This window comes from Aurantimonas sp. NFXS3, from assembly GCF_049132005.1.
In the GTDB taxonomy this organism is placed as follows: domain Bacteria; phylum Pseudomonadota; class Alphaproteobacteria; order Rhizobiales; family Rhizobiaceae; genus Aurantimonas; species Aurantimonas coralicida.
In genome coordinates, this window is the sequence record NZ_JAGDDZ010000002.1 from 912045 (window position 1) to 935484 (window position 23440).

General features: G+C 68.5%; 23 protein-coding genes. 18 read left to right on the plus strand and 5 right to left on the minus strand.

The window, feature by feature from the left end:
• Positions 1 to 21: 21 nt before the first annotated feature.
• From J3367_RS09480 to J3367_RS09495, 4 genes are all read left to right on the plus strand, one after another.
• Positions 22 to 192, plus strand: a complete 171-nt coding sequence (locus J3367_RS09480) for a hypothetical protein (RefSeq protein WP_169513621.1) — start codon at positions 22 to 24, stop codon at positions 190 to 192.
• Positions 189 to 1175, plus strand: a complete 987-nt coding sequence (locus J3367_RS09485; protein WP_024349885.1) for a site-specific tyrosine recombinase XerD — start codon at positions 189 to 191, stop codon at positions 1173 to 1175. Before J3367_RS09480 ends, J3367_RS09485 begins: the two co-directional genes overlap by 4 nt.
• A gap of 180 nt (positions 1176 to 1355) precedes the next feature.
• Positions 1356 to 2306, plus strand: coding sequence for an acetyl-CoA carboxylase carboxyltransferase subunit alpha (locus J3367_RS09490; protein WP_024349886.1), 951 nt, complete (start codon positions 1356 to 1358; stop codon positions 2304 to 2306).
• A gap of 346 nt (positions 2307 to 2652) precedes the next feature.
• The gene (locus J3367_RS09495) at positions 2653 to 3600 is read left to right on the plus strand and encodes a L,D-transpeptidase family protein (protein ID WP_306302715.1); all 948 of its coding nucleotides are present in this window, start codon (positions 2653 to 2655) and stop codon (positions 3598 to 3600) included.
• 270 nt (positions 3601 to 3870) lie between these two features.
• Here the strand turns inward: J3367_RS09495 and secA are convergent, their stop codons facing one another.
• Positions 3871 to 6600 carry a preprotein translocase subunit SecA gene (secA, locus tag J3367_RS09500; protein ID WP_024349888.1) on the minus strand — a complete coding sequence of 910 codons (2730 nt, stop codon included), beginning with the start codon at positions 6598 to 6600 and terminating at the stop codon, positions 3871 to 3873.
• A gap of 304 nt (positions 6601 to 6904) precedes the next feature.
• On the opposite strand from secA, the gene J3367_RS09505 reads away from it, so the two are divergent.
• The 7 genes from J3367_RS09505 to J3367_RS09535 all read left to right on the plus strand — a co-directional run bounded on the left by J3367_RS09505 (position 6905) and on the right by J3367_RS09535 (position 12516).
• On the plus strand, positions 6905 to 7789 hold the full coding sequence (locus tag J3367_RS09505) for a peptidylprolyl isomerase (protein ID WP_244495381.1): 885 nt from the start codon (positions 6905 to 6907) through the stop codon (positions 7787 to 7789).
• Positions 7790 to 7805: 16 nt separating this feature from the next.
• On the plus strand, positions 7806 to 9053 hold the full coding sequence (argJ, locus tag J3367_RS09510; RefSeq protein WP_024349890.1) for a bifunctional glutamate N-acetyltransferase/amino-acid acetyltransferase ArgJ: 1248 nt from the start codon (positions 7806 to 7808) through the stop codon (positions 9051 to 9053).
• The gene (locus tag J3367_RS09515; RefSeq protein ID WP_421460759.1) at positions 9034 to 9822 is read left to right on the plus strand and encodes a GNAT family N-acetyltransferase; all 789 of its coding nucleotides are present in this window, start codon (positions 9034 to 9036) and stop codon (positions 9820 to 9822) included. Before argJ ends, J3367_RS09515 begins: the two co-directional genes overlap by 20 nt.
• The gene (locus J3367_RS09520) at positions 9819 to 10232 is read left to right on the plus strand and encodes a (deoxy)nucleoside triphosphate pyrophosphohydrolase (protein WP_009210710.1); all 414 of its coding nucleotides are present in this window, start codon (positions 9819 to 9821) and stop codon (positions 10230 to 10232) included. Before J3367_RS09515 ends, J3367_RS09520 begins: the two co-directional genes overlap by 4 nt.
• A 136-nt stretch (positions 10233 to 10368) precedes the next feature.
• Entirely contained in the window at positions 10369 to 10680 is a 312-nt protein-coding gene (locus J3367_RS09525; protein WP_024349892.1) for a hypothetical protein, read from the plus strand.
• A 157-nt stretch (positions 10681 to 10837) separates the two neighbouring features.
• Complete coding sequence (locus J3367_RS09530; protein ID WP_024349893.1) at positions 10838 to 11764, plus strand: class I SAM-dependent methyltransferase; 927 nt, start codon at positions 10838 to 10840, stop codon at positions 11762 to 11764.
• Complete coding sequence (locus tag J3367_RS09535) at positions 11761 to 12516, plus strand: pseudouridine synthase (protein ID WP_421460762.1); 756 nt, start codon at positions 11761 to 11763, stop codon at positions 12514 to 12516. The genes J3367_RS09530 and J3367_RS09535 overlap by 4 nt, the downstream gene beginning before the upstream one ends.
• 157 nt (positions 12517 to 12673) lie before the next feature.
• Here the strand turns inward: J3367_RS09535 and J3367_RS09540 are convergent, their stop codons facing one another.
• Positions 12674 to 12907: a tautomerase family protein gene (locus J3367_RS09540; RefSeq protein ID WP_024349895.1), complete on the minus strand. Its 234-nt coding sequence runs from the start codon at positions 12905 to 12907 to the stop codon at positions 12674 to 12676.
• Positions 12908 to 13071: 164 nt separating this feature from the next.
• On the opposite strand from J3367_RS09540, the gene J3367_RS09545 reads away from it, so the two are divergent.
• Positions 13072 to 14619 (plus strand): winged helix-turn-helix domain-containing protein, encoded by a 1548-nt coding sequence (locus J3367_RS09545; protein ID WP_024349896.1) that lies wholly within the window; start codon positions 13072 to 13074, stop codon positions 14617 to 14619.
• Between the two features lie 48 nt (positions 14620 to 14667).
• On the opposite strand, the gene J3367_RS09550 is transcribed toward J3367_RS09545, so the two are convergent.
• On the minus strand, positions 14668 to 15564 hold the full coding sequence (locus J3367_RS09550) for a methyltransferase domain-containing protein (protein WP_024349897.1): 897 nt from the start codon (positions 15562 to 15564) through the stop codon (positions 14668 to 14670).
• Positions 15565 to 15726: 162 nt separating this feature from the next.
• Between J3367_RS09550 and J3367_RS09555 the strand changes: the two genes are divergently transcribed.
• The 4 genes from J3367_RS09555 to J3367_RS09570 are packed head-to-tail and all read left to right on the plus strand — an operon-like array spanning position 15727 to position 18185.
• A complete protein-coding gene (locus tag J3367_RS09555; protein ID WP_024349898.1) occupies positions 15727 to 16476 on the plus strand; it encodes a ComF family protein in 750 nt (249 codons plus the stop codon).
• Positions 16477 to 16516: 40 nt separating this feature from the next.
• Positions 16517 to 16774 carry a glutaredoxin 3 gene (grxC, locus tag J3367_RS09560; RefSeq protein ID WP_024349899.1) on the plus strand — a complete coding sequence of 86 codons (258 nt, stop codon included), beginning with the start codon at positions 16517 to 16519 and terminating at the stop codon, positions 16772 to 16774.
• Positions 16775 to 16833: 59 nt separating this feature from the next.
• Positions 16834 to 17712 carry a carbon-nitrogen hydrolase family protein gene (locus tag J3367_RS09565; protein WP_024349900.1) on the plus strand — a complete coding sequence of 293 codons (879 nt, stop codon included), beginning with the start codon at positions 16834 to 16836 and terminating at the stop codon, positions 17710 to 17712.
• Positions 17709 to 18185 carry a DUF1178 family protein gene (locus J3367_RS09570; protein WP_024349901.1) on the plus strand — a complete coding sequence of 159 codons (477 nt, stop codon included), beginning with the start codon at positions 17709 to 17711 and terminating at the stop codon, positions 18183 to 18185. Before J3367_RS09565 ends, J3367_RS09570 begins: the two co-directional genes overlap by 4 nt.
• A 33-nt stretch (positions 18186 to 18218) precedes the next feature.
• Here J3367_RS09570 and J3367_RS09575 read toward each other — a convergent pair whose 3' ends face one another.
• Both J3367_RS09575 and ubiG read right to left on the minus strand, forming a co-directional pair.
• The gene (locus J3367_RS09575) at positions 18219 to 18569 is read right to left on the minus strand and encodes a hypothetical protein (protein WP_009210701.1); all 351 of its coding nucleotides are present in this window, start codon (positions 18567 to 18569) and stop codon (positions 18219 to 18221) included.
• A 144-nt stretch (positions 18570 to 18713) separates the two neighbouring features.
• A complete protein-coding gene (gene ubiG / locus J3367_RS09580) occupies positions 18714 to 19463 on the minus strand; it encodes a bifunctional 2-polyprenyl-6-hydroxyphenol methylase/3-demethylubiquinol 3-O-methyltransferase UbiG (protein ID WP_024349902.1) in 750 nt (249 codons plus the stop codon).
• A gap of 254 nt (positions 19464 to 19717) precedes the next feature.
• On the opposite strand from ubiG, the gene J3367_RS09585 reads away from it, so the two are divergent.
• Together J3367_RS09585 and ptsP are read left to right on the plus strand one after the other, a co-directional pair.
• A complete protein-coding gene (locus tag J3367_RS09585) occupies positions 19718 to 20971 on the plus strand; it encodes an aspartate kinase (RefSeq protein WP_024349903.1) in 1254 nt (417 codons plus the stop codon).
• Positions 20972 to 21227: 256 nt separating this feature from the next.
• Complete coding sequence (gene ptsP, locus J3367_RS09590) at positions 21228 to 23429, plus strand: phosphoenolpyruvate--protein phosphotransferase (RefSeq protein ID WP_373279273.1); 2202 nt, start codon at positions 21228 to 21230, stop codon at positions 23427 to 23429.
• Positions 23430 to 23440 lie beyond the last annotated feature (11 nt).

The window sequence follows — 23440 nt, forward strand, 5'->3', positions numbered from 1 at the left end:
AGGTGAGTTCGCCAGACCGCGATGCCGACACTCGTCCGCCTCCTGACGACGCTCCTGATCCTTGCGGCCATCATCTACGGCATCATGGCGGCGCTCGTCTACTTCGTCGATCCGACCCGCCGGGAAACCACCGTCGAGATTCCGATGCCGTCCACCGAGCCCGCCGGCACGGGCGGCGGCCTGCGGCCATGAGCCCGGCGCCGGCCCCCGGCGCGCCCGCCGCCACGGGGCTTTCGGCCCGCGAGGGCGCCGACATCGAGACCTTCCTGGAGATGATGGCGGTCGAGCGCGGCGCGGCCGACAACACCGTTGCCGCCTATCGCCGCGACCTCGAGGACGCCAGCGGCTTCATGGCCGGGCAGGGCGGCTCGCTGATGACCGCCACCACCGAGGACATCCGCGCCTATGTCGGCCGGCTCGCCGCCCGCGGCTTTGCCGAGACCAGCCGCTCGCGCCGGCTGTCGGCGCTGCGCCAGTATTACCGCTTTCTCTATGTGGAGGGCCGGCGCGGCGACGATCCGACCGGTCCGATCGAGGGCGCCCGCCGCAAGCGGCCGCTGCCCAAGGTGATGAGCGAGGACGAGGTCGACCGGCTGCTCGACCGGGCCGCCGCCGAGGCGGTCGATCCCGAACAGTCGCCCGCCCGGCTGGTGCGGGCCGCGCGCATGCATGCGCTGGTCGAACTGCTCTACGCCACCGGCATGCGCGTCTCCGAACTGGTCAGCCTGCCGCGGGCCGTGCTGCGCGGCCGCCAGCGCATGATCGTCGTGCGCGGCAAGGGCGACAAGGAGCGCATGGTGCCGATCGGCGAGGCGGCGCGCGATGCGCTGACCCGCTTCGCCGAGGCTATGAAGCTCGCCGGCGTCGGCGAGGAGGGGCGCTGGCTGTTCCCGGCCCTGTCGGAGACCGGCCATCTGACCCGCCAGGCCTTCGCCCGCGACCTGAAGGCGCTGGCCGCCCGCGTCGGCATTCCGGCCGAACGGATCTCGCCGCATGTGCTGCGCCACGCCTTCGCCAGCCATCTCCTGCAGAACGGCGCCGATCTGCGGGCGGTGCAGGAGCTGCTCGGCCATGCCGACATCTCGACCACCCAGATCTACACCCATGTCCTGGAAGAGCGGCTGATCCGGCTGGTCACCGACCATCATCCCCTGTCGGACGAGAGCCGGCATTGATGCGCCGCACGGTTTTCTTGACAAGGGTGCGGCGCATGGCCAGTTTCCGCCGCAACACAGACGTTGCGCCGCGGGCGGGGCGCATGCGGGCCAGACCCACGTGCGCCGCGCGCCCTGCGGTCAGTCGGCCGTCGCGTCCGGTCGCCAAAATCTCGAAGGACGGCTCGACGCCGCGCACCCATGCATAATTATCTCGATTTCGAAAAACCCGTCGCCGATCTCGAAGGCCAGATCCTGGAACTCAAGAAGATCGAGGGCAAGGACGCCGTCGACGTCACCGACGAGATCCAGCGGCTGGAGAAGCGCTCCCGCGAGGCGCTGGCCGATCTGTATCGCAAGCTGACGCCGTGGCAGAAGACCCAGGTCGCCCGCCATCCCGACCGGCCGCACTGCCTCGACTACATCGCTGCCCTGATCACCGACTTCGTGCCGCTGGCCGGAGACCGCTTCTACGCGGAAGACCACGCCATCATCAGCGGCTTCGGCCGCTTCGACGGCCAGTCCGTCGCGGTCATCGGCCAGGAGAAGGGCTCCGACACCCAGACCCGCCTGAAGCACAATTTCGGCATGGCCCGGCCCGAGGGCTACCGCAAGGCGGTGCGGGTGATGGAACTTGCCGAGCGCTTCCAGATCCCGGTGCTGACCTTCGTCGACACCGCCGGCGCCTATCCGGGCATCGGCGCCGAGGAGCGCGGCCAGGCCGAGGCGATCGCCCGCTCCACCGAGGCCTGCCTCAATCTGCGCGTGCCGATGGTCTCGCTGGTCATCGGCGAGGGCGGTTCGGGCGGCGCCATCGCCATCGCCACCGCCAACAAGGTGCTGATGCTCGAGCACGCCATCTATTCGGTGATCTCGCCGGAGGCCGGCGCCTCGATCCTGTGGCGGGACGCGACCCGCGCCCGCGACGTGGCGCAGGCGATGAAGATCACGGCGCAGGATCTCGCCGGCTTCGGCATCATCGACGGCATCGTCGAGGAGCCGCTGGGCGGCATCCACCGGGCACCCGCCGAGGGCATCGCGGCCGCCGCCGAGCGCGTGCGCGCCGCCTTCGCCGAACTGGCCGAGCTCGACGGCGACGGCCTCCGCCGCCAGCGCCGCGAAAAGTTCCTCGCCATCGGGCGGAATCTCTAAAGCCTGTTGCCTGGCGGCAACGCCCTCCCGTTCCCTTGGGCTTCAAGCTCTGCAAGGATGCTCCCGGACGACGTAAGGTGAGGGGCGAAATCAACGCAGCCTGTCGTCGTCCGGCCTGTCGTCGGCAATCGATCTAATTTTGAACATTAACGATTGCTTAACGACGGTTGCGGCAGAACGGGGAAAGGCATGCGACGGGATATCCGACTGGGATATGGCCGCCGCGATGGTCCGGGCGCTTCGCAGGCGCCGGTCCGAGTGGGGACGGCCGATGTGCCGTCAATGCGATGGGGATGAGGGGATGTTGTTTCGACGCCTCGTGACGGCCGCCGCGCTTGCGACAGCCATGTTCGCAGTTTCCGCCTGCCAGTACGAAGATCTGCTGCCCGCCGAAGCGCCGCTGCCGGCCGCTCTCGTGCAGGCGATCAAGTCCAACGGGATGGGCGTCAAGTCGCCGATCCTCGTCCGCCTCTACAAGGAAGAGTCGGACCTCGAGGTCTGGAAGCAGAAGACCGACGGCACCTACGCGCTCCTGAAGACCTACGAGATCTGCGCCTGGTCCGGGAAGCTCGGCCCGAAGAAGAAGGAAGGCGACCGTCAGGCGCCAGAGGGCTTCTACACGGTGACGCCGGCGCAGCTGAACCCGAATTCCAATTTCCATCTCGCCCTCAACATGGGCTATCCGAACACCTATGACCGGGCCAATGGCCGGACCGGCTCGCATCTGATGATCCACGGCTCGTGCAACTCGTCCGGCTGCTATGCCATGGACGACGAGCAGGTGCAGGAAATCTATTCGCTCGCCCGCCATTCCTTCGAGGGCGGCCAGCGCGCCTTCCAGATCCAGGCCTATCCCTTCCGCATGACGCCGAAGAATATGGCGCGGCACCGCAATTCCGAGCATTACGACTTCTGGAAGATGCTGAAGAAGGGCTCGGACTATTTCGAGATGACCCGCCAGCAGCCCAATGTCGGCGTCTGCGACCGCCGCTACGTCTTCGACCAGAGCGCCGAGACGGTCGCCGGCCTGTCGGCCACGGGCGCTTGCCCGGACTTCTCCCTGCCGGCGCAGGTCGTCGCCAAGGTGGAAGCCGACCATGCAGAGGAGGAGAAGATCGCCTCGAGCTTCTCGCCGAGCGACTTCGCCGAGACCTCGACCTTCAGCTACCGCACCGGCCAGCCGATCACGCCCGAGGCCTATGCCCAGGAGCAGCATCGCCGCGAGGGCTATGACCGCGAAGGCAACCGCGTCGGCGGCGGTGGCGGCTCGATCTTCTCGAGCTTCCTGAAATAGCGCAGCCGGACGGCGGCGGGGCGATCAGGCCCTGCCGAACCATCCGGTTTAGGAAAAGCCCGCGGCATCCGTCGCGGGCTTTTTCGTGTTCGGGCAGGAGCCGCAGGGCCATTCGGAGGCGCGGCCACGGTCGGTGAGAGCGGGCTGCCTGGTGGGGTCTGTACCGCGACCCTCACGGCGACGCGCGCCCCAGCGCAAGACACACAAGGCACGAAAAAGGCCGCCGGACCTTTCGGATCCGGCGGCCTCGATGTGTCGCTGCGGTCTGCCTCAGACGAAGGCGCCGTGGCAGTGCTTGAACTTCTTGCCGGACCCGCAGGGGCAGGGCTCGTTGCGGCCGACCTGGCCCCAGCTGTCCGGGTTCTCCGGATCGCGGCGCAGGCCGTCGGCGGCGGCCGGGGTGAAGTTGGCGGTCAGCCGCGCGGCGCCATCGCCCATCTCGTCCACGCCGGTCGTGGCGTCGACATGATGCGCCTCCATCGGCGGGACCTGCGGCGCCGGCTGGCGCTGCTCCGGCTGGACGATCTCGACCCGGGTGAGCTGCGAAGTGGTGCGCTCGCGCAGATTGCCCAGCATCGCCTCGAACAGCTCGAAGGATTCCGACTTGTACTCGTTCAGCGGATCGCGCTGGGCGTAGCCGCGGAAGCCGACGACCGAACGCAGATGGTCGAGATTGACCAGATGCTCGCGCCACAGGGCGTCCAGCGTCTGCAGGACGATGTTGCGCTGGACATAGGTCATCACCTGCGGGCCGAAGCGCTCGGCCTTCTCGGCGGCGGCGCGGTCGGCATGCTCGCGGATGCGCTCGCGGATGTCGTCCTCGGCGATGCCTTCCTCGTTCGCCCATTCCGTGATCGGCAGGTCGAGATTGAGGTATTCCAGCGTCTCCGCCTTCAAAGCCTCGGTCTCCCACTGCTCGGGATAGGCCTTTTCCGGAATGTGACGCGAGACGATGCCCTCGATCGTGGCGTGGCGCATGTCCGCCACGGCCTCGTCGAGTTCCTCGGAATCCATCAGCTCGATGCGCTGCTCGAAGATGACGCGACGCTGATCGTTCATCACGTCGTCGTATTTCAACAGGTTCTTGCGGATGTCGAAATTGCGCGCCTCGACCTTCTTCTGGGCCTTTTCCAGCGCCTTGTTGATCCACGGATGGACAATGGCCTCGTCCTCCTTGAGACCCAGCTTGGTCAGCATCGAATCCATGCGGTCGGACCCGAAGATGCGCATCAGGTCGTCCTGCAGGGACAAATAGAACTTGGAGCGGCCCGGATCGCCCTGGCGGCCGGAGCGGCCGCGCAGCTGGTTGTCGATGCGCCGGCTTTCGTGGCGCTCGGTGGCCAGCACGTAGAGGCCGCCGGCCTCGATGGCGATTTCCTTCAGCCGCTTGATGTCGGCCTTGATGGCCTCTTCCCTGGCGGTGCGCTCCGGTCCCTCGGCCATGTCGGCGAGTTCGCGGTCGATGCGCATCTCGGCATTGCCGCCGAGCTGGATGTCGGTGCCGCGGCCGGCCATGTTGGTGGCGATCGTCACCGCGCCCGGCACGCCGGCCTGGCTGACGATATAGGCCTCCTGCTCGTGGTAGCGGGCGTTGAGGACCTGGAAGTCCTTGAGCCCATCCTTGCGCAGGCGCTCGGCCAGAAGCTCGGACTTCTCGATCGAGGTCGTGCCGACGAGGATCGGCTGGCCGCGCTTGGCGCAGTCCTGGATCTCGCGGCTGATCGCCCGGAACTTCTCCTCGACCGTGCGGTAGACCTCGTCGTCCTCGTCGATGCGCTGGATCGGCAGGTTGGTCGGGATCTCGATGACGTCCAGGCCGTAGATGTCGCCGAACTCGGCCGCTTCCGTCTGGGCCGTGCCGGTCATGCCGGCCAGCTTGTCGTACATGCGGAAATAGTTCTGGAAGGTGATCGAGGCCAGCGTCTGGTTCTCGGGCTGGACGGTCACGCCTTCCTTGGCTTCCAGCGCCTGGTGCAGGCCTTCCGAGAAGCGGCGGCCCGGCATCATGCGGCCGGTGAACTCGTCGATGATGACCACTTCGTCGTTGCGCACGATGTAGTCCTTGTCGCGCTGGAACAGCGCGTGGGCCTTCAATGCGTTGTTGACGTGGTGGACGATGGCGACGTTCTCGATGTCGTAGAGCGAATCGCCGACGAGATGGCCGGCGGCCTCCAGAAGCCGCTCCAGCTTCTCGGTGCCGTCCTCGGTGAAGGTCACCGTGCGCTGCTTCTCGTCGATGTCGTAGTCGCTCTTGTCGAGCTGCGGGATGAACCCGTCGATCGTCATGTAGAGCTCGGACCGGTCGTCGAGCGGACCGGAGATGATCAGCGGCGTGCGCGCCTCGTCGATGAGGATCGAATCGACCTCGTCGACGATGGCGTAGCGATGGCCGCGCTGGACCATCTGGCTGCGCTCGTACTTCATGTTGTCGCGCAGATAGTCGAAGCCGAGCTCGTTGTTCGTCGCGTAGGTGACGTCGCAGGCATAGGCCGCGCGGCGCTCCTCGTCGGACATGCCGTGGACGATGATGCCGACGGTCAGGCCGAGGAAGCGGTAGAGACGCCCCATCCATTCCGCGTCGCGGCGGGCGAGGTAGTCGTTGACGGTGACGACGTGGACGCCCTTGCCCTCGAGCGCGTTCAGATAGACGGCGAGGGTGGCGACGAGGGTCTTGCCTTCGCCGGTCTTCATCTCGGCGATGGCGCCCGAATTGAGCACCATGCCGCCGATCATCTGGACGTCGAAATGGCGCATGCCGAGGGCACGCTTGGCGCCCTCGCGCACCACGGCGAAGGCCTCGATCAACAGATCGTCGACGGTCTTGCCGGCGGCGATCTCGCTGCGGAACGTCTCGGTCCGCGCCCGCAGCTCGTCGTCGGTGAGGGCGGCGATGTCGGCTTCGCGTGCCGCGACCGCCTTGACCCGGGCGTCGTAGCGTCGAACGACCCGGTCGTTCGCCGAACCCAACAACTTACGGGCGAGCCCGCCAATACTGACCATAACCGGTCCTTCCAAAAGATATCGCACCGTCGATGCCGTGGCCGGCTTGCAGGCCGATGCCACCGATCCTACCAACTTGCAGAATTTCGGGAGGCTTCAAACTTTGCGGAAGTCGGCTGGACTTTCGGTTGGCGCGAGAGATAAGAGGGGGCCAAACCGATGTCAACGGCGCGCCCGGGAGGCGACCGCGCCGTCGAGGCGGGACGAACAGAAGCGGCTGCATCTCTTGCCGCAGGCACCTTCGGCCCTCTCTCCCGTTCCCTCGGACTGCCCATCCAACGCTATCGCAAGGACGTTCTTTGCCATGAACACCGCTTTTCGTTCGACCCTTCTGGCCGGCGCGCTGGTCTTCGCCGCATTCGGCACCGCTGCCCATGCCGCCGACGAGGACGTCGTCGCCCGGGTCGGATCGGAAGAGATCACCGAGCGCGACCTGAAGGCGGCCGCGGCCGAGGTCGGCGAGCAGTTCGCCCGCCTGCCGGCCGACCAGCGCAAGCTCGCCGTCCTGTCGGCGCTGATCGACATCAAGGTGCTGGCTCGCCAGGCCGAGGCCGAGACGCTGCAGGACGATCCCGAGGTCGCCGCGCAGATCGACTTCCTGCGCGAGCGCACGCTGCACAACGCCTATTTCGCCCGCAACGGCGTCGCCAACATCACCGAGGAGGAGCTGAAGGCGCGCTTCGACAAGGAAGTCGCGGCGATGCCGGCGACCGAAGAGGTCCATGCCCGCCACATCCTCCTGAAGACCGAGGAAGAGGCCAAGGCGGTGATCGGCAAGCTCGACGGCGGCGCCGACTTCGTCGAGCTCGCCAAGGAAAGCTCCACCGGTCCGTCGGGCCCCGAGGGCGGTGACCTGGGCTTCTTCAGCGCCGGCCAGATGGTGCCGGAATTCGAGAAGGTGGCCTTCACCATGGAGCCGGGCACCTACACCAAGGAGCCGGTCCAGACCCAGTTCGGCTGGCACGTGATCAAGGTCGAGGAGAAGCGCGAGGCGCCGAAGCCCGAATTCGACGCGGTGAAGGACCAGGTCCGCCAGGTCGTGCTGCGCGAGAAATATATGGGCCTCGTCCAGAAGGCCCGCGACGAGCTGCCGGTCGAATATGTCGACCCGGCGATGAAGAGCCAGGTCGAGGCGCTGGAGAAGTCGATGGATCCCGCGGCCGCTCCGGCCGCGCCCGCCGAGCAGTAAGCGGTCGGCGATCCCCATGGCCCAGTCCACCCCGGTCTCGCCTCTCGCCCCCACGGAACTGGCTGCGCTGCCGCCGATCGACGGCATGCGCATCGCCACGGCCGCGGCGGGGATCAAGTACAAGGGGCGCACCGACGTCCTGATGATGGTGTTCGACGCGCCGGCCGCGGTCGCGGGCGTCTTCACCACCTCGCGCTGCCCGTCGGCCCCGGTCGACCATTGCCGGGCAAGCCTTTCCGGCGGCACGGCGCGGGCCGTCGTGGTCAATTCCGGCAATGCCAACGCCTTCACCGGCCGCCGCGGCCGGCAGGCGACGGAGGCGACAGCCGAGGCCGCCGCCGACGCCGTGGGTGCGACGCCGCGCGAGGTGTTCCTGGCCTCGACCGGGGTGATCGGCGAGCCGCTCGACGCCCACAAGTTCACCGGCCTGCTGGCAGGTCTTGCGGAAACGGCGGGCGCCGATGGCTGGCGCTCTGCGGCCGACGCGATCATGACCACCGACACCTATCCCAAGCTCGCCACTCGCCAGGTGGCGATCGACGGGGTGACGGTGACGATCAACGGCATCGCCAAGGGCGCCGGCATGATCGCCCCCGACATGGCGACGATGCTGTCCTTCGTGGCGACCGACGCGGCGATCGCCGCGCCGGCCTTGCAGGCGATGCTCACGGAAGCCGTCGCGCCGAGCTTCAATTCGGTGACGGTGGACAGCGACACCTCGACCTCCGACACGCTGCTGCTGTTCGCCACCGGCGCGGCCGCGGCGCGCGGCGGCGCTACGATCGAGACCGCCGACGATCCGCGGCTCGACGGTTTCCGCGTGGCGCTGAGCGAGCTGCTTCTCGATCTCGCCCGGCAGGTGGCACGGGACGGCGAGGGCGCCCGCAAGGAGATCCAGGTCACCGTCGAGGGCGCGACCAGCGACGCGGCGGCCAAGCGCATCGCCCTGTCGATCGCCAATTCGCCGCTGGTCAAGACCGCCGTCGCCGGCGAGGACGCCAATTGGGGCCGCGTGGTCATGGCCGTCGGCAAGGCCGGCGAGGAAGCCGACCGCGACCGGCTGGCGATCCATTTCGGCGACATCCGCGTCGCGGTCGACGGCGAGCGCGACCCGGACTATTCCGAAGACGCCGCGGCGGCCGTCATGCGCCACGCCGAAATCCCGATCCGGGTCGATCTCGGCCTCGGGCAGGGGCGCTGGACCGTCTATACCTGCGATCTCACCAAGGAATATGTCGCGATCAATGGCGATTACCGAAGCTGAGAAGATGCGGCAGCTGGCCGTGGTGCGACGCCTGGAGGCGGCGGGCTTTCGCGCCTGGCCCGCCTCCTCGACCGGGTTCGACGGCACCTGGGCGGTGCGCGTCACCGCCTCGTTCCCGGCCAAGCGGCTGAACTCCGTCAATCCGCTCGACCCGTCCGACAATTCCGACATTCCTTCGCGCCTGCAGCGGGCGGCCAAGACCTTTGCCGAGCATCGCCGCTCGATCATGGTCCGCCAGTCGCCGCTGGCCCCGCCCGACCTCGTCGCCCATCTCGACGAGAAGGGCTGGTCGCGCTTCGACGAATCCCTGGTGATGACCGCCGATCTCGACAGTCTCGACCTCGCCGGGCAGGTGGATCGCATCCCGATCCGCGACATGAGCCGCTATGTCGAGGCGAGCCTGGCGGTACATGAGCGCGCGGCCGCACTGCGCTCGGGCCTGACCGGGGTGCTGGAATCGATCCGCCCGCCGACAGGGCTGTTCATCCGCGAGAACAAGGACGGCTCGCCGGTCGCCGTGGCGCTGGCGATCCACGACAACGATCTGGCCGGCCTGCTCGACGTCGCCGTGCACCGCACGGAGCGCCAGCGCGGCGTCGGCCGCGACCTCGTCAAGACGGCGCTGCGCTATACCGCCCACAAGGGCGCCAAGACCGCCTGGGTACAGGTCGAGGCCGACAATGCGGCCGGGCTGTCGCTCTATCGTTCGCTCGGCTTCAACGAGGCCTATCGCTACGTCTACCGCGCCCCGCCGGGCGGCGGCGCGTGAGCGGGCCGGGGCAGCGCCTGCTGCTGGTCGTCGCCTGTGCGCTGGTCGATTCCGACGGCCGCATCCTCATCGCCGAACGGCCCGCCGGCAAGGCGCTGGCTGGCCTGTGGGAGTTTCCCGGCGGCAAGCTCGAGCCGGGCGAGACGCCCGAGGCGACGCTGATCCGCGAACTGCGCGAGGAACTGGGCATCGAGACGAAGGCGGCGTGCCTGGCGCCGCTGACCTTTGCCAGCCATTCCTATGACGACTTCCACCTCCTGATGCCGCTCTATGTCTGCCGGCGCTACGAGGGCATCGCCATGCCGCGTGAGGGCCAGCGGCTGAAATGGGTCCGGCCGGCACAATTGCGCGACTATCCGATGCCGCCGGCCGACGAGCCGTTGATCCCGCATCTGATCGAACTGCTCTGAGCCGTCCCGCCGGGGCTTCGGCGGGGAGGTGGCGCGGCCCAAGACCGGGTGCACTGTGGCGCGCATCGCCGGCTTAAGGGCTCCTTCACCATCCACTGGCATGATCGGACCCTCACTTCCGCCTTGCGAGGGGACCATGCGCACGATCGACAGGCACGAAGATCGGATCGAGGAGCCGGCGTCGGACATCCCGGCGGCAGGCACCGGTCTGTTCCGTGCGACACTGCTGTTCGGCGCTCTGGCGGTGTTCCTGTCGCTGCTGGTGCCGCCGATCGCCGAGCGCAGCGCCAGCTATGTGGCCGGCGACAATCGTCCCGATCTCGACATGATGGCGACGGGCTCCGTCGCCAAGTCCAGCGAATACACGCTCCGCCGCAGCGTCCTGCAGCCGGCCGATGCCGCGCCTTGCGTGATCTACGCCGACGGCCGCCGCCTCGGCAGCTGCTGAGGGCATTCGGCGCGCAGGCGAGAGGCACGCCGCAGGGACGGTTGGACACCTTCGCCATGCTTTCGATGCGATCCGGCCGATCCAGGCCCGTACCGCCAGCGCGGTTCTGTCGCCAAACCGCTTTTTGCCGGGGCGGCAAAGCTGCTATGGCACGGCGGTGACGAAACTTGATCCTTCCCCCTCGCCGCGCAGCGCCGTCTATGGCGCGCCGCTTTCCAGTCTCGTGGACGTGCCGGCCGGCGCCGTGCAGCTGTCGCCGCTGCGGCCCGGCGCCGAGGCGCTGGAGGCCCAGCCCGATGCGGCCTTCGCCGAACTGGTGATCGCCGCGCCCCCCGGCTCGATCGAGCGGCGCTTCGTGCTGGCCCATGCCCTGCGCACGTTGGCGCCCGGCGGCGCGATGACGGTGCTGGCGGCCAAGGACAAGGGCGGCCAGCGACTGCGCGGCGAGCTGGAAGCCTTCGGATGCGAAATCGCCGAGCATTACAAGTCGCGCCAGCGCGTCTGTTCGCTGGTGCGGCCGGAGACGCTGCACGGCCTGGAAGACGCCATCGCGGCGGGCGCGCCCGTCACGGTCGAGGAGATCGGGCTGCGCTCCCAGCCGGGGATCTTCTCGTGGAACCGGGTCGATCCGGGAACCTCGCTGCTGCTGCGCCATCTGCCGAAGCTCGCCGGCCGCGGCGCCGATCTGGGCGCCGGTCTGGGCGTCCTGTCGCAGGCCGTCCTGGCGTCCCCGGCGGTCGAGGAACTGACGCTGGTCGAGATCGACCGCCGCGCCGTCGAGGCGTCGAAGGTCAACGTCACCGATCCGCGGGCACGCTTCGTCTGGGCCGACGCCCGCGAAACGGCGCTGGGCGATCTCCACTTCATCGTCTCGAACCCGCCCTTCCACAGCGAGGGGATCGAGGATCGCGGGCTCGGCCAGGCCTTCATCACGGCCGCGGGGCGGATGCTGCGCCGCTCCGGCACGCTGTATCTCGTGGCCAACCGGCACATGCCCTATGAAGAGGTGCTGCGAACCAGCTTCAGGAGCGTGAAGCCGCTGGCCGACGAGGCCGGCTACAAGATCTTCGAGGCGCGCAAGTGAGCAAGACGCCGACATCGCGGCTCGACCGGCTGCTGGCCAATATGGGCTACGCCTCGCGGCGCGAGATCCAGATGCTGGCGAAGAACGGTCGCATCCGGCTCGACGGCGCCGCCTACCACGACGCCGACAAACGGATCGCGCTGACGCCCGATCTGGAGGCGCGGCTGGTGGTCGATGGCGAGGCGCTCGATCCCTTGCCCGGCTTCGCGCTGATGCTGCACAAGCCGCTCGGCGTGACCTGCTCGCACAAGGAGGCGGGACCACTGGTCTACGATCTCCTGCCGCAGCGCTGGCGCCGGCGCGACCCCGCCATCTCGACGGTCGGCCGGCTCGACAAGGAGACCTCCGGCCTCCTGCTGATGACCGACGACGGCAAGCTCCTGCATCGCATCATCTCGCCGAAGCGCCATGTCGCCAAGCGCTATCGCGTGCATCTGGCCCGGCCGATGACCGGCGACGAGGCCGCGCTATTCGCCGCGGGCACGCTGATGCTGGAGGGCGAGGAGAAGCCGCTGGCGCCGGCGGAGCTGGAGGTCGTGGGACCGCAGGAGGCGGTACTCAAGATGCACGAGGGCCGCTACCACCAGGTGCGCCGGATGTTCGCGGCGACGGGCAACCATGTCGAGGCGCTGCACCGCGAATCCGTCGGCGGCCTGAGCCTGCCGGCCGACCTCGCGCCCGGCGCGATCCGCCGGCTGGACGACGCCGATCTCACCGCGATCTTCGACGGCGGAGCCCGGAGCGGCGGCTGATCGCTGCGCGGGGGCAGGGCGGATCGGCGCCGCGCCCACCCCCAGGGGAGCAGGCAGGCCCGCGCCGGTATGATCGCATTCCGCGCTCCGACCCTGGCATGCGAGGACAGCACCGCCGGAAGCGGTGCCGTCCTGTCATGTCCGGCGTCGTCCTGCGTCAGGCGTGTTCGAGCGCGCTCGCGGACTGCATCGCCAGGATGTCGTTGGTCGTGATCGCCTTGCCGCCGATGCCCCATTCGCCGCTGGCCAGCTCCTGGATCCGGACCCAGGTGACGCCGCGCATCGCTTCGCCCTCGATCCTGACCATGGCATCGGTGACCGTTTCGATCATCTCCTTCTTCTGCTCCGGCGTGAAGACGCCCTTGATGAGTTGAATATCGACAAGCGGCATATCCGTTCTCCATTGCTTGAGGTCGGCTGCAGTCGGACCGGGCCGACCCATACGGCTTAGCGCGCGCCGCGAGCCGATGCTGGAAGGCGGCGTGGAGAGCGCCCGGAGATTTCGTGGAGATGTGCTAGGCTCCCGCCGGGTTACGCTGCCCGCAAGGCAGGTCGATGCGATACGTCTTCGAACCGTTCGAACTCGAGCCCATGAAGGGCGAATTGCGACGCGACGGCCAGCCCGTCGCGGTGGAGCCGCAGGTCTTTGCCCTGCTCCTGCTTCTCGTCGAGAATTCCGAGCGCATGGTCTCCAAGGAGGAGATCGTCGAGAAGATCTGGGACGGACGGGCCGTGTCCGACGCCGCGGTGTCCAGCCGGATCAAGTCGGCCCGGCGGGCGCTGGGCGACGACGGACGCCAGCAGCGCCTGATCCGCACGCTGCACGGGCGCGGCATCCGCTTCGTCGGCGAGGTGGCGATCGTCGTCGCGCCGCCGGCTGCCGCCGACCCGGTGGACAGCGCGACACGCGGCCTGCCCGCGGGCCGGCCGTCGATCGCCGTGCTGCCGTTCCGCGCGATCGGCACGCCGGGGGCCTATGGAGCCATCGGCGAGGCGGTGGCGCATGATCTGATCGCCTCGCTCTCAAGGCTGCGCTGGCTCGACGTCATCGCCCGCGGCTCGTCCTTCCGGTTCCGCACGCCCAAGGTCGATGTCGACGAGATCGGCCGCCTCCTGAATGTCGGCTATTGCCTCTCGGGGATCGTCGAGATCTTCGGCTCTTCGATCACGATCATCGTCGAACTGGTCGACACGCGCAGCGGCAGCATCCTGTGGGGCGATCACATCGATGCGAAGATCGACGACGTGCATGCCGTGCGGGCGAGGGTGGTGGCGGAGGTGGTCGCCGCCCTGGAGGTCCGGATCCCGCTGAACGAGGCCAGCCTGGCGACCCTTTCGGGCCCGGAGAACCTCGACGCCTGGGCGGCCTACCATCTCGGGCTGAAGCATCTCTATCGCTTCAATCGACAGGACAATGCGGCCGCAACGAACCTGTTCGCCCTGGCGATCGAGAAGGAGCCGCGCTTTGCACGGGGATATGCGGGCCTGTCCTCCGCCAATTTCCAGGGGGCGTTCCTGCGTTATGGCGACCGCAAGCACGACCGGGCCGAGGCGCGGCGATGTGCCGAGCGCAGCGTCGAGCTGGACCCGGTCGATCCCTTCGCGAATTTCGCCCTGGGCCGGTCGTTCTGGCTGGCGGGCGACATCGACGCCAGCCTGCCCTGGCTCGACCGGTCGACCGAGCTCAGCCCCAATTACGCGCAGGGTTTCTATGCGCGGGCATGGGCCGATACGATCACCGAACGCAATCTCGACGGCAGCGACAATGTCGATCGCGCGCTGGCGCTGAGCCCGCTGGACCCGTTCCGCTATGCCATGCTCGGGACCTGGGCGCTGATCTGCCTCAGCCGCAGCCAGACCGCCGAGGCGGCGGTCTGGGGCGATCGGGCGGCGCGGGCGCCCGGGGCCCATGTGCTGATTGCCCTGATCGCGCTGGTGGCGCGCGAGTTGAACGGCGACAGCCGGGAAGCGGCCGCCTGGGCGCGGGATGTCCGCAACCGGCGCAGCGGCCTCTCGCGTGCGCATTTCTTCGCCGCCTTTCCCTACAAGGAGGGATCGTTGAAGCGCGGCATCGCCCACGCGCTTCGGCAACACGGCTTCTAGAAGGACGCCATCCTCGAAGAGTGTCCGCGCCCGCGACGCCGTCGCCGCCTACAGCTTGTCGGAGCGATCCTTCAGGGCGTCGGCAAGGCTTGCCCTGGCGCTGCCGGGCTTGAGGGGCTTCTGCTGGCTTTCATGCGGGCGCCAGCCGGAAAGGTAGATGATGTCGAAGGTCGCGCGGATGCGCCCGTCCGGATCGGAGAAGCGTTCGGCGTAGATTTCGGCGGCGCGCAGGAACAGCCGGCGCGAGGCGGGGCGGCGGGAGCGCTCGACCAGCATGTTGGCCATGCCCATGGCGCGCAGATCGGCCATCAGTTCGAACAGGGAATCGTAGCGCACCGTCAGCCGGTCCTGGTCGGTCACCGGCAGGGCGAAGCCGGCCCGCTGCAGGAGACCGCCGGCATCGCGCACGTCGGCGAAGGGCGCGACGCGCGGCGACACGCCGCCGAGGAGTTCGGCCTCCGCCGCAAACAGCGAGGCGCGCAATTCGTTGAGCGTGCCGCCGCCCAGAAGCGCGCAGAGGAAGAGCCCGTCGGGCTTCAGCGCGCGCCGCAGCTGCACGAGGGCGCCGGGCGTGTCGTTGGTCAAGTGCAGCGACAGGGTCGAGACGATCAGGTCGACGCTCTCGGCGGCCAGCGGCAGCATCTCCTCGTCGCCGACGACGGCCATGGGGCTGTCGCCGAGAAGGGCGGGCAGGCGTTCGATGCGCAGGACGCGGCCGGCCTGGCCGCCCTGTTCCAGAAAGCGCGCCATCTCGCCGGTATGGCCGCCGAGATCGACGGCGGTCTCGAACTTGCGGTCGACCAGCGACAGCCGGTCGGCGAGTTCGGCGGCGATGGCCTTCAGAAGGAAGCGCGGGCTGTCGGAGGTCGCGGCCGCGTGCCAGCGCCGGCGGCGGCGGTCGAGGAGCGCCCGGTCGAAGACGATGTGGTCGGGAGCGTCGGGCATGGGGTTCTCGGCTTCGGTCAATCTGGTCGGGCGCGGCGACAGGCGCTTGTAGCTTGTCGCAGGTGGAGTATCGTCAAGCACAGGGAGGCGCGACCGGCTTCGCGTATCGAGGAGGAAGCCGATCCGCCCTGCGGGCACTGCGCACCAGGGACGGGCGGAACGATGAGCTTATTCAGGCGCGGTTCGGCGGCGATCACCGGCTCCCTCGGCCGGCTGCTCTTTCCGCCTGTCTGTCCCGGCTGCCAGGCGGCGGTCACCGGTTCCGGCACGGTGTGCTGCGCCTGCTGGCCGAAGCTGCGTTTCATCGAACGTCCCTATTGCGAGGTTCTCGGGCTACCCTTCGCCTATGATCTGGGCAAGGGGTTCCTCTCGGCCGAGGCCATCGCCGAGCCGCCGCCCTTTGCCCGGCTGCGTGCCGCGGTGCTCTACGAGGATCTGGCGGCGCGCCTCGTCAGCTCGCTGAAATATGCCGACCGCACCGATCTGGTGCCGCTGATGGCCGGCTGGATGAGCCGCGCCGGGGCCGAGCTGATCGCCGATGCGGAGGTCGTCGTGCCAGTGCCGCTACATCCCGGCCGCCTGTGGCGGCGGCGGTTCAACCAGTCGGCGGAGATCGCCCGGCTGGTGGCGCGCGGCGCCAAGCTGTCCTTCTCGCCGCTGTCGCTGAAGCGGGTGAAGGCGACGCGCAGCCAGGTCGGGCTCGGTCCCGCCCAGCGCCGCGCCAATGTCCGCGGCGCCTTCCAGGTGGTGGAGACCCGCCGCGACGAGCTGGACGGACGCCGGGTGCTGCTGGTCGACGACGTCTATACGACCGGCGCCACCGTCGCGAGCGCCACCCGGGCGCTGAAGCGGGCCGGGGCCCGCGACGTCGACGTGCTCACCTTCGCAAGGGTTGCGACCGGCACCGAGTGAAGCCATATGCTGGTCCTCAACCAGCTGGGAATGACACTCCATGCCGAATGTGACGATCTACACCCGACAGCTCTGCGGTTTCTGTTCGCGCGCCAAGCAGCTTCTCGACCAGAAGAACGTAGCCTACGAGGAGAAGGACGCCTCGTCCTCGCCGCAGCTGCGCCAGGAAATGCGCGAGCGCGGCAACGGCGCCGCCACCTTCCCGCAGATCTTCATCGGCGACACCCATGTCGGCGGCTGCGACGAGCTCTACGCCCTGGAGCGCGCCGGCAAGCTGGACCCGTTGCTGGCCGCCTGACGGGGCGCCAGCCTCGGGATGGCCAGCCTTGGGAAGGCAAGCCTCGTGAAGGACATGCCATGACGACGTTTCGCGCCGCGGTTCTGCAGATGCGCTCCGGCCGCGAGCCGGCCGACAACGCCGCGGCGCTGGACGCGCTGGTGGCCGAGGCGGTCGCGGGCGGTGCGCATTACGTCCAGTCGCCGGAGATGACCGGCATGCTGCAGCGCGACCGCGCGGCGCTGATGGACCGGCTGCGGACGGAAGACGACGATCTCCTCGTGGCCACGGCCAGCGGCCTTGCGCGGCGCTACGGCATCCATCTGCATCTCGGCTCGATCGCCGTGGCGCTCGAGGATGGGCGCGTCGCCAACCGGGCGCTGCTCTTTGCGCCGGACGGCCGGCGTGTTGCGCGCTACGACAAGATCCACATGTTCGACGTCGATCTCGACAATGGCGAGAGCTGGCGGGAATCGCGCACCTATCGCCCCGGCGGCGCCGCGGTGCTGGCCGATCTCGCCTTTGCCGACGGGACAGCGCGGCTCGGCTTCGCCATCTGCTACGACATGCGCTTTCCGCATCTCTTCCGTGAGGAGGCGCTGGCCGGCGCCGAGATCCTGACCGCGCCCGCGGCCTTCACCCGCCAGACCGGCGAGGCCCACTGGCATGTGCTGCTGCGCGCCCGCGCCATCGAGAACGGCGCCTTCGTCATCGCCGCCGCGCAGGGCGGCCGCCACGAGGACGGACGCGAGACCTATGGCCATTCGCTGATCGTCGATCCCTGGGGCGCGGTGGTCGCGGAGGTCGAGGGCAACGAGCCGGGTGTCGCCTTCGCCGATATCGACACGGCGGCCGTTGCTGCCGCGCGCGGCAAGGTTCCGAACCTGAAGAATGCCCGCAGCTTCACCGTCGGCGATGCCGAGGTCGCGGTGACCGGTGCCCGCGAGGCGGCCGAGTGATCAGTTTCGCGCTGCGCTGTCAGCCCGCCTCTCATGCCTTCGACGGCTGGTTCCGCTCCGGCGAGGATTTCGAGCGCCAGGCGGCGGGCGGGCTGGTGTCCTGCCCGGTCTGCGGGTCGACGGATGTGTCCAAGGCGCTGATGAAGCCGGCGGTCGCCAAATCCGGGCGGCAAAGCGCGGCAGGCGATCGGGCGCAGGCGGTGGCCGAGGGACCGGCGGCGCCGGCCGAGGCCCGCTATGCCGGCGGCGATGCGGCGGCGGTCTATGCCAAGCTGCAGGCGATCGCGCGGGAGCTGCGCGCCAAGTCGGATTATGTCGGGCCGAAATTCGCCGAGGAAGCGCGCCGCATCCATTACGGCGAGAGCGAGAAGCGCCAGATCTACGGCGAGGCGTCGCCGCAGGAGGTCAAGAGCCTCGGTGAGGAAGGGATCGCGGCGCTGCCGCTGCCGCCGCTGCCCGAAGACAAGAACTGACCGAAGCCGGGAACTGAAGACCGCCTGTCGGCCTCAGCCGCGTGCGGTCCGCGCCAGGGTCACGCCCTTGTGCCGCCGCGGGCCGCCCTCGCCATCCTCGAACAGGCCCTGTTCGGTGGCCTGGCTGTAGAGAAGGTCGCCCTTGGCACCGGCAATGGTCCGCAAATCCGCCAGTTCGCACAGCGCGGTGATCTGGAAGGCGAGGCCGCGCAGATGCACGCGATTGTAGCAGAAGAAGGCGAGGCGGGCGCGGGTCGGCCCCGGGATCTCGCGGATCAGCGCCTGCTTCGTCGCGTCGTCGGAGCGCAGCAGGAGGGCCAGGATCTCCAGATGGACAGGACAGTTGGCCTCATTGGGAATGCTGTCTGATCTCGGCGATACCATGACGTCCTCTTGGGTCTCTACACGTGCTGGTTCTCAGCTCCATGATGCATGCCTCGGTGCGCTCACGACGCCCGCAGGACGAGCATCGCATTCGAGCCTTGTCTCCAGCTTGAACACGGATCCGTGAGGCCGGCTCCGCGCCCCTCAGGCCGAGGGGCGGCGGGCGAGGACCATGTAGTTGACGTCGGTGTCGCGCGACCGCTTCCAGGCGTCGGCGAGCGGGTGATAGACCACGCCGACCTCGTCGATCATCGACAGCCCCGCCGCCTCGACCGGATCGCCGATCTCCTTCGGCCGCACCAGCCGCTCATATTGATGGGTGCCCTTGGGCAGCCAGCCGAGCACGTATTCCGCGCCGATGATGGCGAAGGTCAGCGCCTTGAAGGTGCGGTTGATGGTGGCGACGAAGAGCAGCCCGCCCGGCTTCACCATCGCCGCGCAGGAGGTCAGGAAGAGGTCGACGTCTGAGACGTGCTCGACGATCTCCAGCGCCAGCACCACGTCGAAGGTCTCGCCGCCTTCGGCGATCGCCTCGGCGGTGGTGGCGCGGTAGTCGATGGCAAGCCCGCTCTCTGCGGCGTGCAGCTTGGCGACCTCGATATTCGTCTCCGAGGCGTCGGCGCCGACGACCCTGGCCCCGAGCCTGGCCATCGGCTCGCAGATCAGCCCGCCGCCGCAGCCGATGTCGAGCACCGACAGGCCGTCGAAGGGCTTGTCGGAGGACAGGTCCAGGTCGAAATTCATCGCCAGCTGCTCGCGGATATATTCCAGCCGCACCGGGTTGAACTTGTGCAGCGGCTTGAACTTGCCGACCGGGTTCCACCATTCCTGGGCCAGGCGCGAGAATCGCTCGACCTCGGCCGCGTCGATCGTCGTTCCGTCGGGTGCGCTCATCTCGTCCTCGTTGCCTGTCGTGGTGGTTCGGCATGTTCGCTCCGGCCGGCCAAAGTCAAGCGTGGCGGCGCGGCGGAGGCGATGCGAGATGGTGTCCGCAAGCCGCGGCGACATTGCGGTTTGAGGTCGCATCGGCTAGGGAACCCCCGCCCGCCGCGTGCTGGGTCCTTCGGACATGTCCGGCCGTTTCGCGACGCCGGACCGTTCGGGGTCAGTTCACCAGACATCTTGTCGAACCACCGAATGCCGATCCCATGGCCCGACTCGTCCTCAAATTCGGCGGCACTTCCGTCGCCGACGTCAACCGCATCCGCAATGTCGCGCGTCATGTGAAACGCGAGGTCGACGCGGGCCACGACGTGGCCGTGGTCGTCTCGGCGATGTCGGGCAAGACCAACGAGCTCGTCGGCTGGTGCCGCGAGGCCTCGCCGATCCACGATGCGCGCGAATATGACGCCGTGGTGGCGTCCGGCGAGCAGGTGACGGCCGGCATCCTGGCGATCACGCTGCAGGCGATGGGCGTCAATGCGCGCTCCTGGCAGGGCTGGCAGGTGCCGATCCGCACCGACGGCGCCCATGGCGCCGCCCGCATCCAGGAGATCGATTCGTCGGAGATCGTGCGGCGCTTCGCCGAGGGGCAGGTGGCGGTGCTCGCCGGCTTCCAGGGCATCGCGCCCGACAACCGCATCGCGACGCTCGGGCGCGGCGGTTCGGACACCTCGGCCGTCGCGGTGGCCGCGGCGATCAAGGCCGATCGCTGCGACATCTACACCGACGTCGACGGCGTCTACACCACCGACCCGCGCATCGAGCCGAAGGCCCGGCGCCTCAGCCGCATCTCCTTCGAGGAAATGCTGGAGATGGCCTCGCTTGGCGCCAAGGTGCTGCAGGTGCGCTCGGTGGAACTGGCCATGGTCCACAAGGTGCGGACCTTCGTGCGTTCTTCTTTCGAGGACCCGGACGCGCCCGGCATGGGCGACTTCGACAACCCGCCGGGGACCCTCATTTGCGACGAGGATGAAATCGTGGAACAGCAGGTCGTCACAGGCATCGCCTACGCCAAGGACGAGGCGCAGATCTCGCTGCGCCGGGTCGAGGACCAGCCGGGCGTCGCCGCGGCCATCTTCGGGCCGCTCGCCGAAGCCGGCGTCAATGTCGACATGATCGTCCAGAACATCTCCGAGGCCGGCACCTCCACCGACATGACCTTCACGGTCCCGGCCGGCGATCTCGACAAGGCGACCGCCGTCCTCGAGAAGGCCAAGACGGAGATGCGCTACGACGCCATCCAGAGCGAGCAGGGCCTGACTAAGGTCTCAGTCATCGGCGTCGGCATGCGCAGCCACACCGGCGTTGCCGCCACCGCCTTCAAGGCGCTGGCCGATCGCGGCGTCAACATCCGCGCCATCACCACGTCGGAGATCAAGATCTCGATCCTGATCGACGGCGACTACACCGAACTGGCCGTGCGGGCGCTGCATTCGGTCTACGGTCTCGACAAGGCATAGACCTTAAGGGTCGCCGGACTGCCGGCCTTGCGTGCCGGCGTGACGGGCGCGCAACCGGGCCGCGAAGGGGAAAACCTATTGCTGCCTTCCGATTGGGTTCTGTCGGGGCAGCTTTATGTGATCTGATACGGGGAAGGGGATCGCGCGGCCGACCGGAATCATCCGGGCGGGCGTCGGCCACCTGGAACGGGACATCGCGTTGAACAGAAGCGACATGTCAGGGCCGCGCGTTCTCATGCGCCGCATCCGGGAGCTCATGGTCGAGCCTCTCGACCCGCAGTCGCGTCTCGACCAGATTTCCCGCCTGATCGCCCAGAACATGGTGGCCGAGGTCTGCTCGCTCTACGTCCTGCGTGCCGACGGCATTCTGGAACTCTATGCCACCGAGGGCCTGAACCCTGGTTCGGTCCATCTCGCCCAGCTGAAACTCGGCGAGGGCCTCGTCGGCACGATCGCCGCGACGGCGCGGCCGCTGAACCTGCCGGAAGCTCAGAAGCATCCGGCCTTCACCTATCTTCCGGAGACCGGCGAGGAGATCTACCACTCCTTCCTCGGCGTGCCGATCCTGCGCGCCGGCCGCACGCTCGGCGTGCTGGTCGTCCAGAACAAGGCGGCACGGGTCTATCGCGACGAGGAATCCGAGGCGCTGGAAACCGTCGCCATGGTGGTCGCCGAGATGATCGCCGCCGGCAGCCTGGAAGGCCTGTCGCGGCCCGGCGTCGCCCTCGACCTGTCGCGCTCGGTCTCGTTCACCGGCGTGCCGCTGTCCGACGGCATCGGCCTTGGCCGGGTGATCCTGCACGAGCCGCGCGTCGTCGTGACCAACCTCTTCAACGAGGACATGGAGATCGAGGTCGAGCGCCTGACCAAGGCGCTGGGCGTCCTGCGGCTGTCGATCGAGGACATGCTGTCGCGCCGCGAGGTGGCCGGCGAGGGCGAGCACCGGGCGGTGCTGGAAGCCTATCGCATGTTCGCCCACGACCGCGGTTGGGTGCGGCGGCTGGAAGAGGCGGTGCGCAACGGCCTGACCGCGGAAGCTGCGGTGGAAAAGGTCCAGAGCGACATGCGGGCGCGCATGATGCACATGACCGACCCCTATATCCGCGAGCGGCTGCACGATTTCGACGATCTCGCCAACCGGCTGCTGCGCCAGCTGATCGGCCATGACGGGCAGGCGACGCCCGACGACGCGATCATCGTCGCCCGCTCCATGGGCGCGGCGGAATTGCTCGACTATCGCCGCGAGCAGATCCGCGGCCTCGTGCTGGAGGAGGGCGCGGCGACCAGCCACGTCGTCATCGTCGCGCGGGCCCTCGGCATTCCGGTGGTCGGCCAGGTCAAGGGTGCGGTCTCCATGTCGGAGAGCGGCGATTCGGTCATCGTCGACGGCGAGGATGGCGGCGTGCATCTGCGCCCGCAGCCCGATCTGGAAGCCCTGTTCTCCGACAAGGCCAAGTTCCGCGAGAAGCGCCAGGAGCGCTACCGGTCGCTGCGCGACATGGCCTCGGTCAGCCGCGACGGCGTCAAGATCGACCTGCAGATGAATGCCGGCCTGCTGGTCGACCTGCCGCAGCTCGACGAGGCCGGCGCCGAGGGCATTGGCCTGTTCCGCACCGAGCTGCAGTTCATGGTCGCCTCCACCATGCCCCGGGCCAGCGACCAGGAACGGCTGTATTCGGCGGTGCTGGACGCGGCCGGCGGCCGGCCCGTGACCTTCCGCACCCTCGATGTCGGCGGCGACAAGGTGCTGCCCTATCTGAACCAGTTCCCTGAGGACAATCCGGCGCTGGGCTACCGGGCGCTGCGCCTGGCGCTCGACCGGCCGGGCCTGATGCGGACCCAGCTGCGGGCGCTGCTCAAGGCGGCGGCCGGCCGGGAATTGCGGGTCATGTTCCCGATGGTGACCGACGTGTCGGAGCTGCATCTGGCGCGCGACCTGATCAGCCGCGAATACAAGCACCTGACCCGCTTCGGCCATGTCATGCCCGAGCGGCTGAAGATCGGCGCGATGATCGAGGTGCCGGGCATCCTGTTCCAGCTCGACGAGGTGATGCAGCTGCTCGACTTCGTGTCGGTCGGGTCGAACGACCTGTTCCAGTTCTTCAACGCCGTCGATCGCGGCAATGCCCGCGTCGCCGACCGCTTCGACGATCTGTCGCCGGCCTTCCTGCGGGCGCTGAAGCTGATCGTCGATGCCGGCATCCGCCATTCGGTGCCGGTGACCCTGTGTGGCGAGATGGCCGGCCGGCCGCTGTCGGCGATGGCGTTGATCGGCCTCGGCTTCCGGTCCATATCCATGGCACCGCCCTCGATCGGGCCGGTGAAGGCGGCGATCGTCGAGATGAATGTCGGCCGGGTGACCGAGCTGGTGACCGCCTATCTCGACGGCAGCCATCCGTCGGATGCGCCGCGGCGGGCACTGGTCGACTTCGCCAAGGCGCAGGGCATTCCGTATTAGCTGATCCGGCC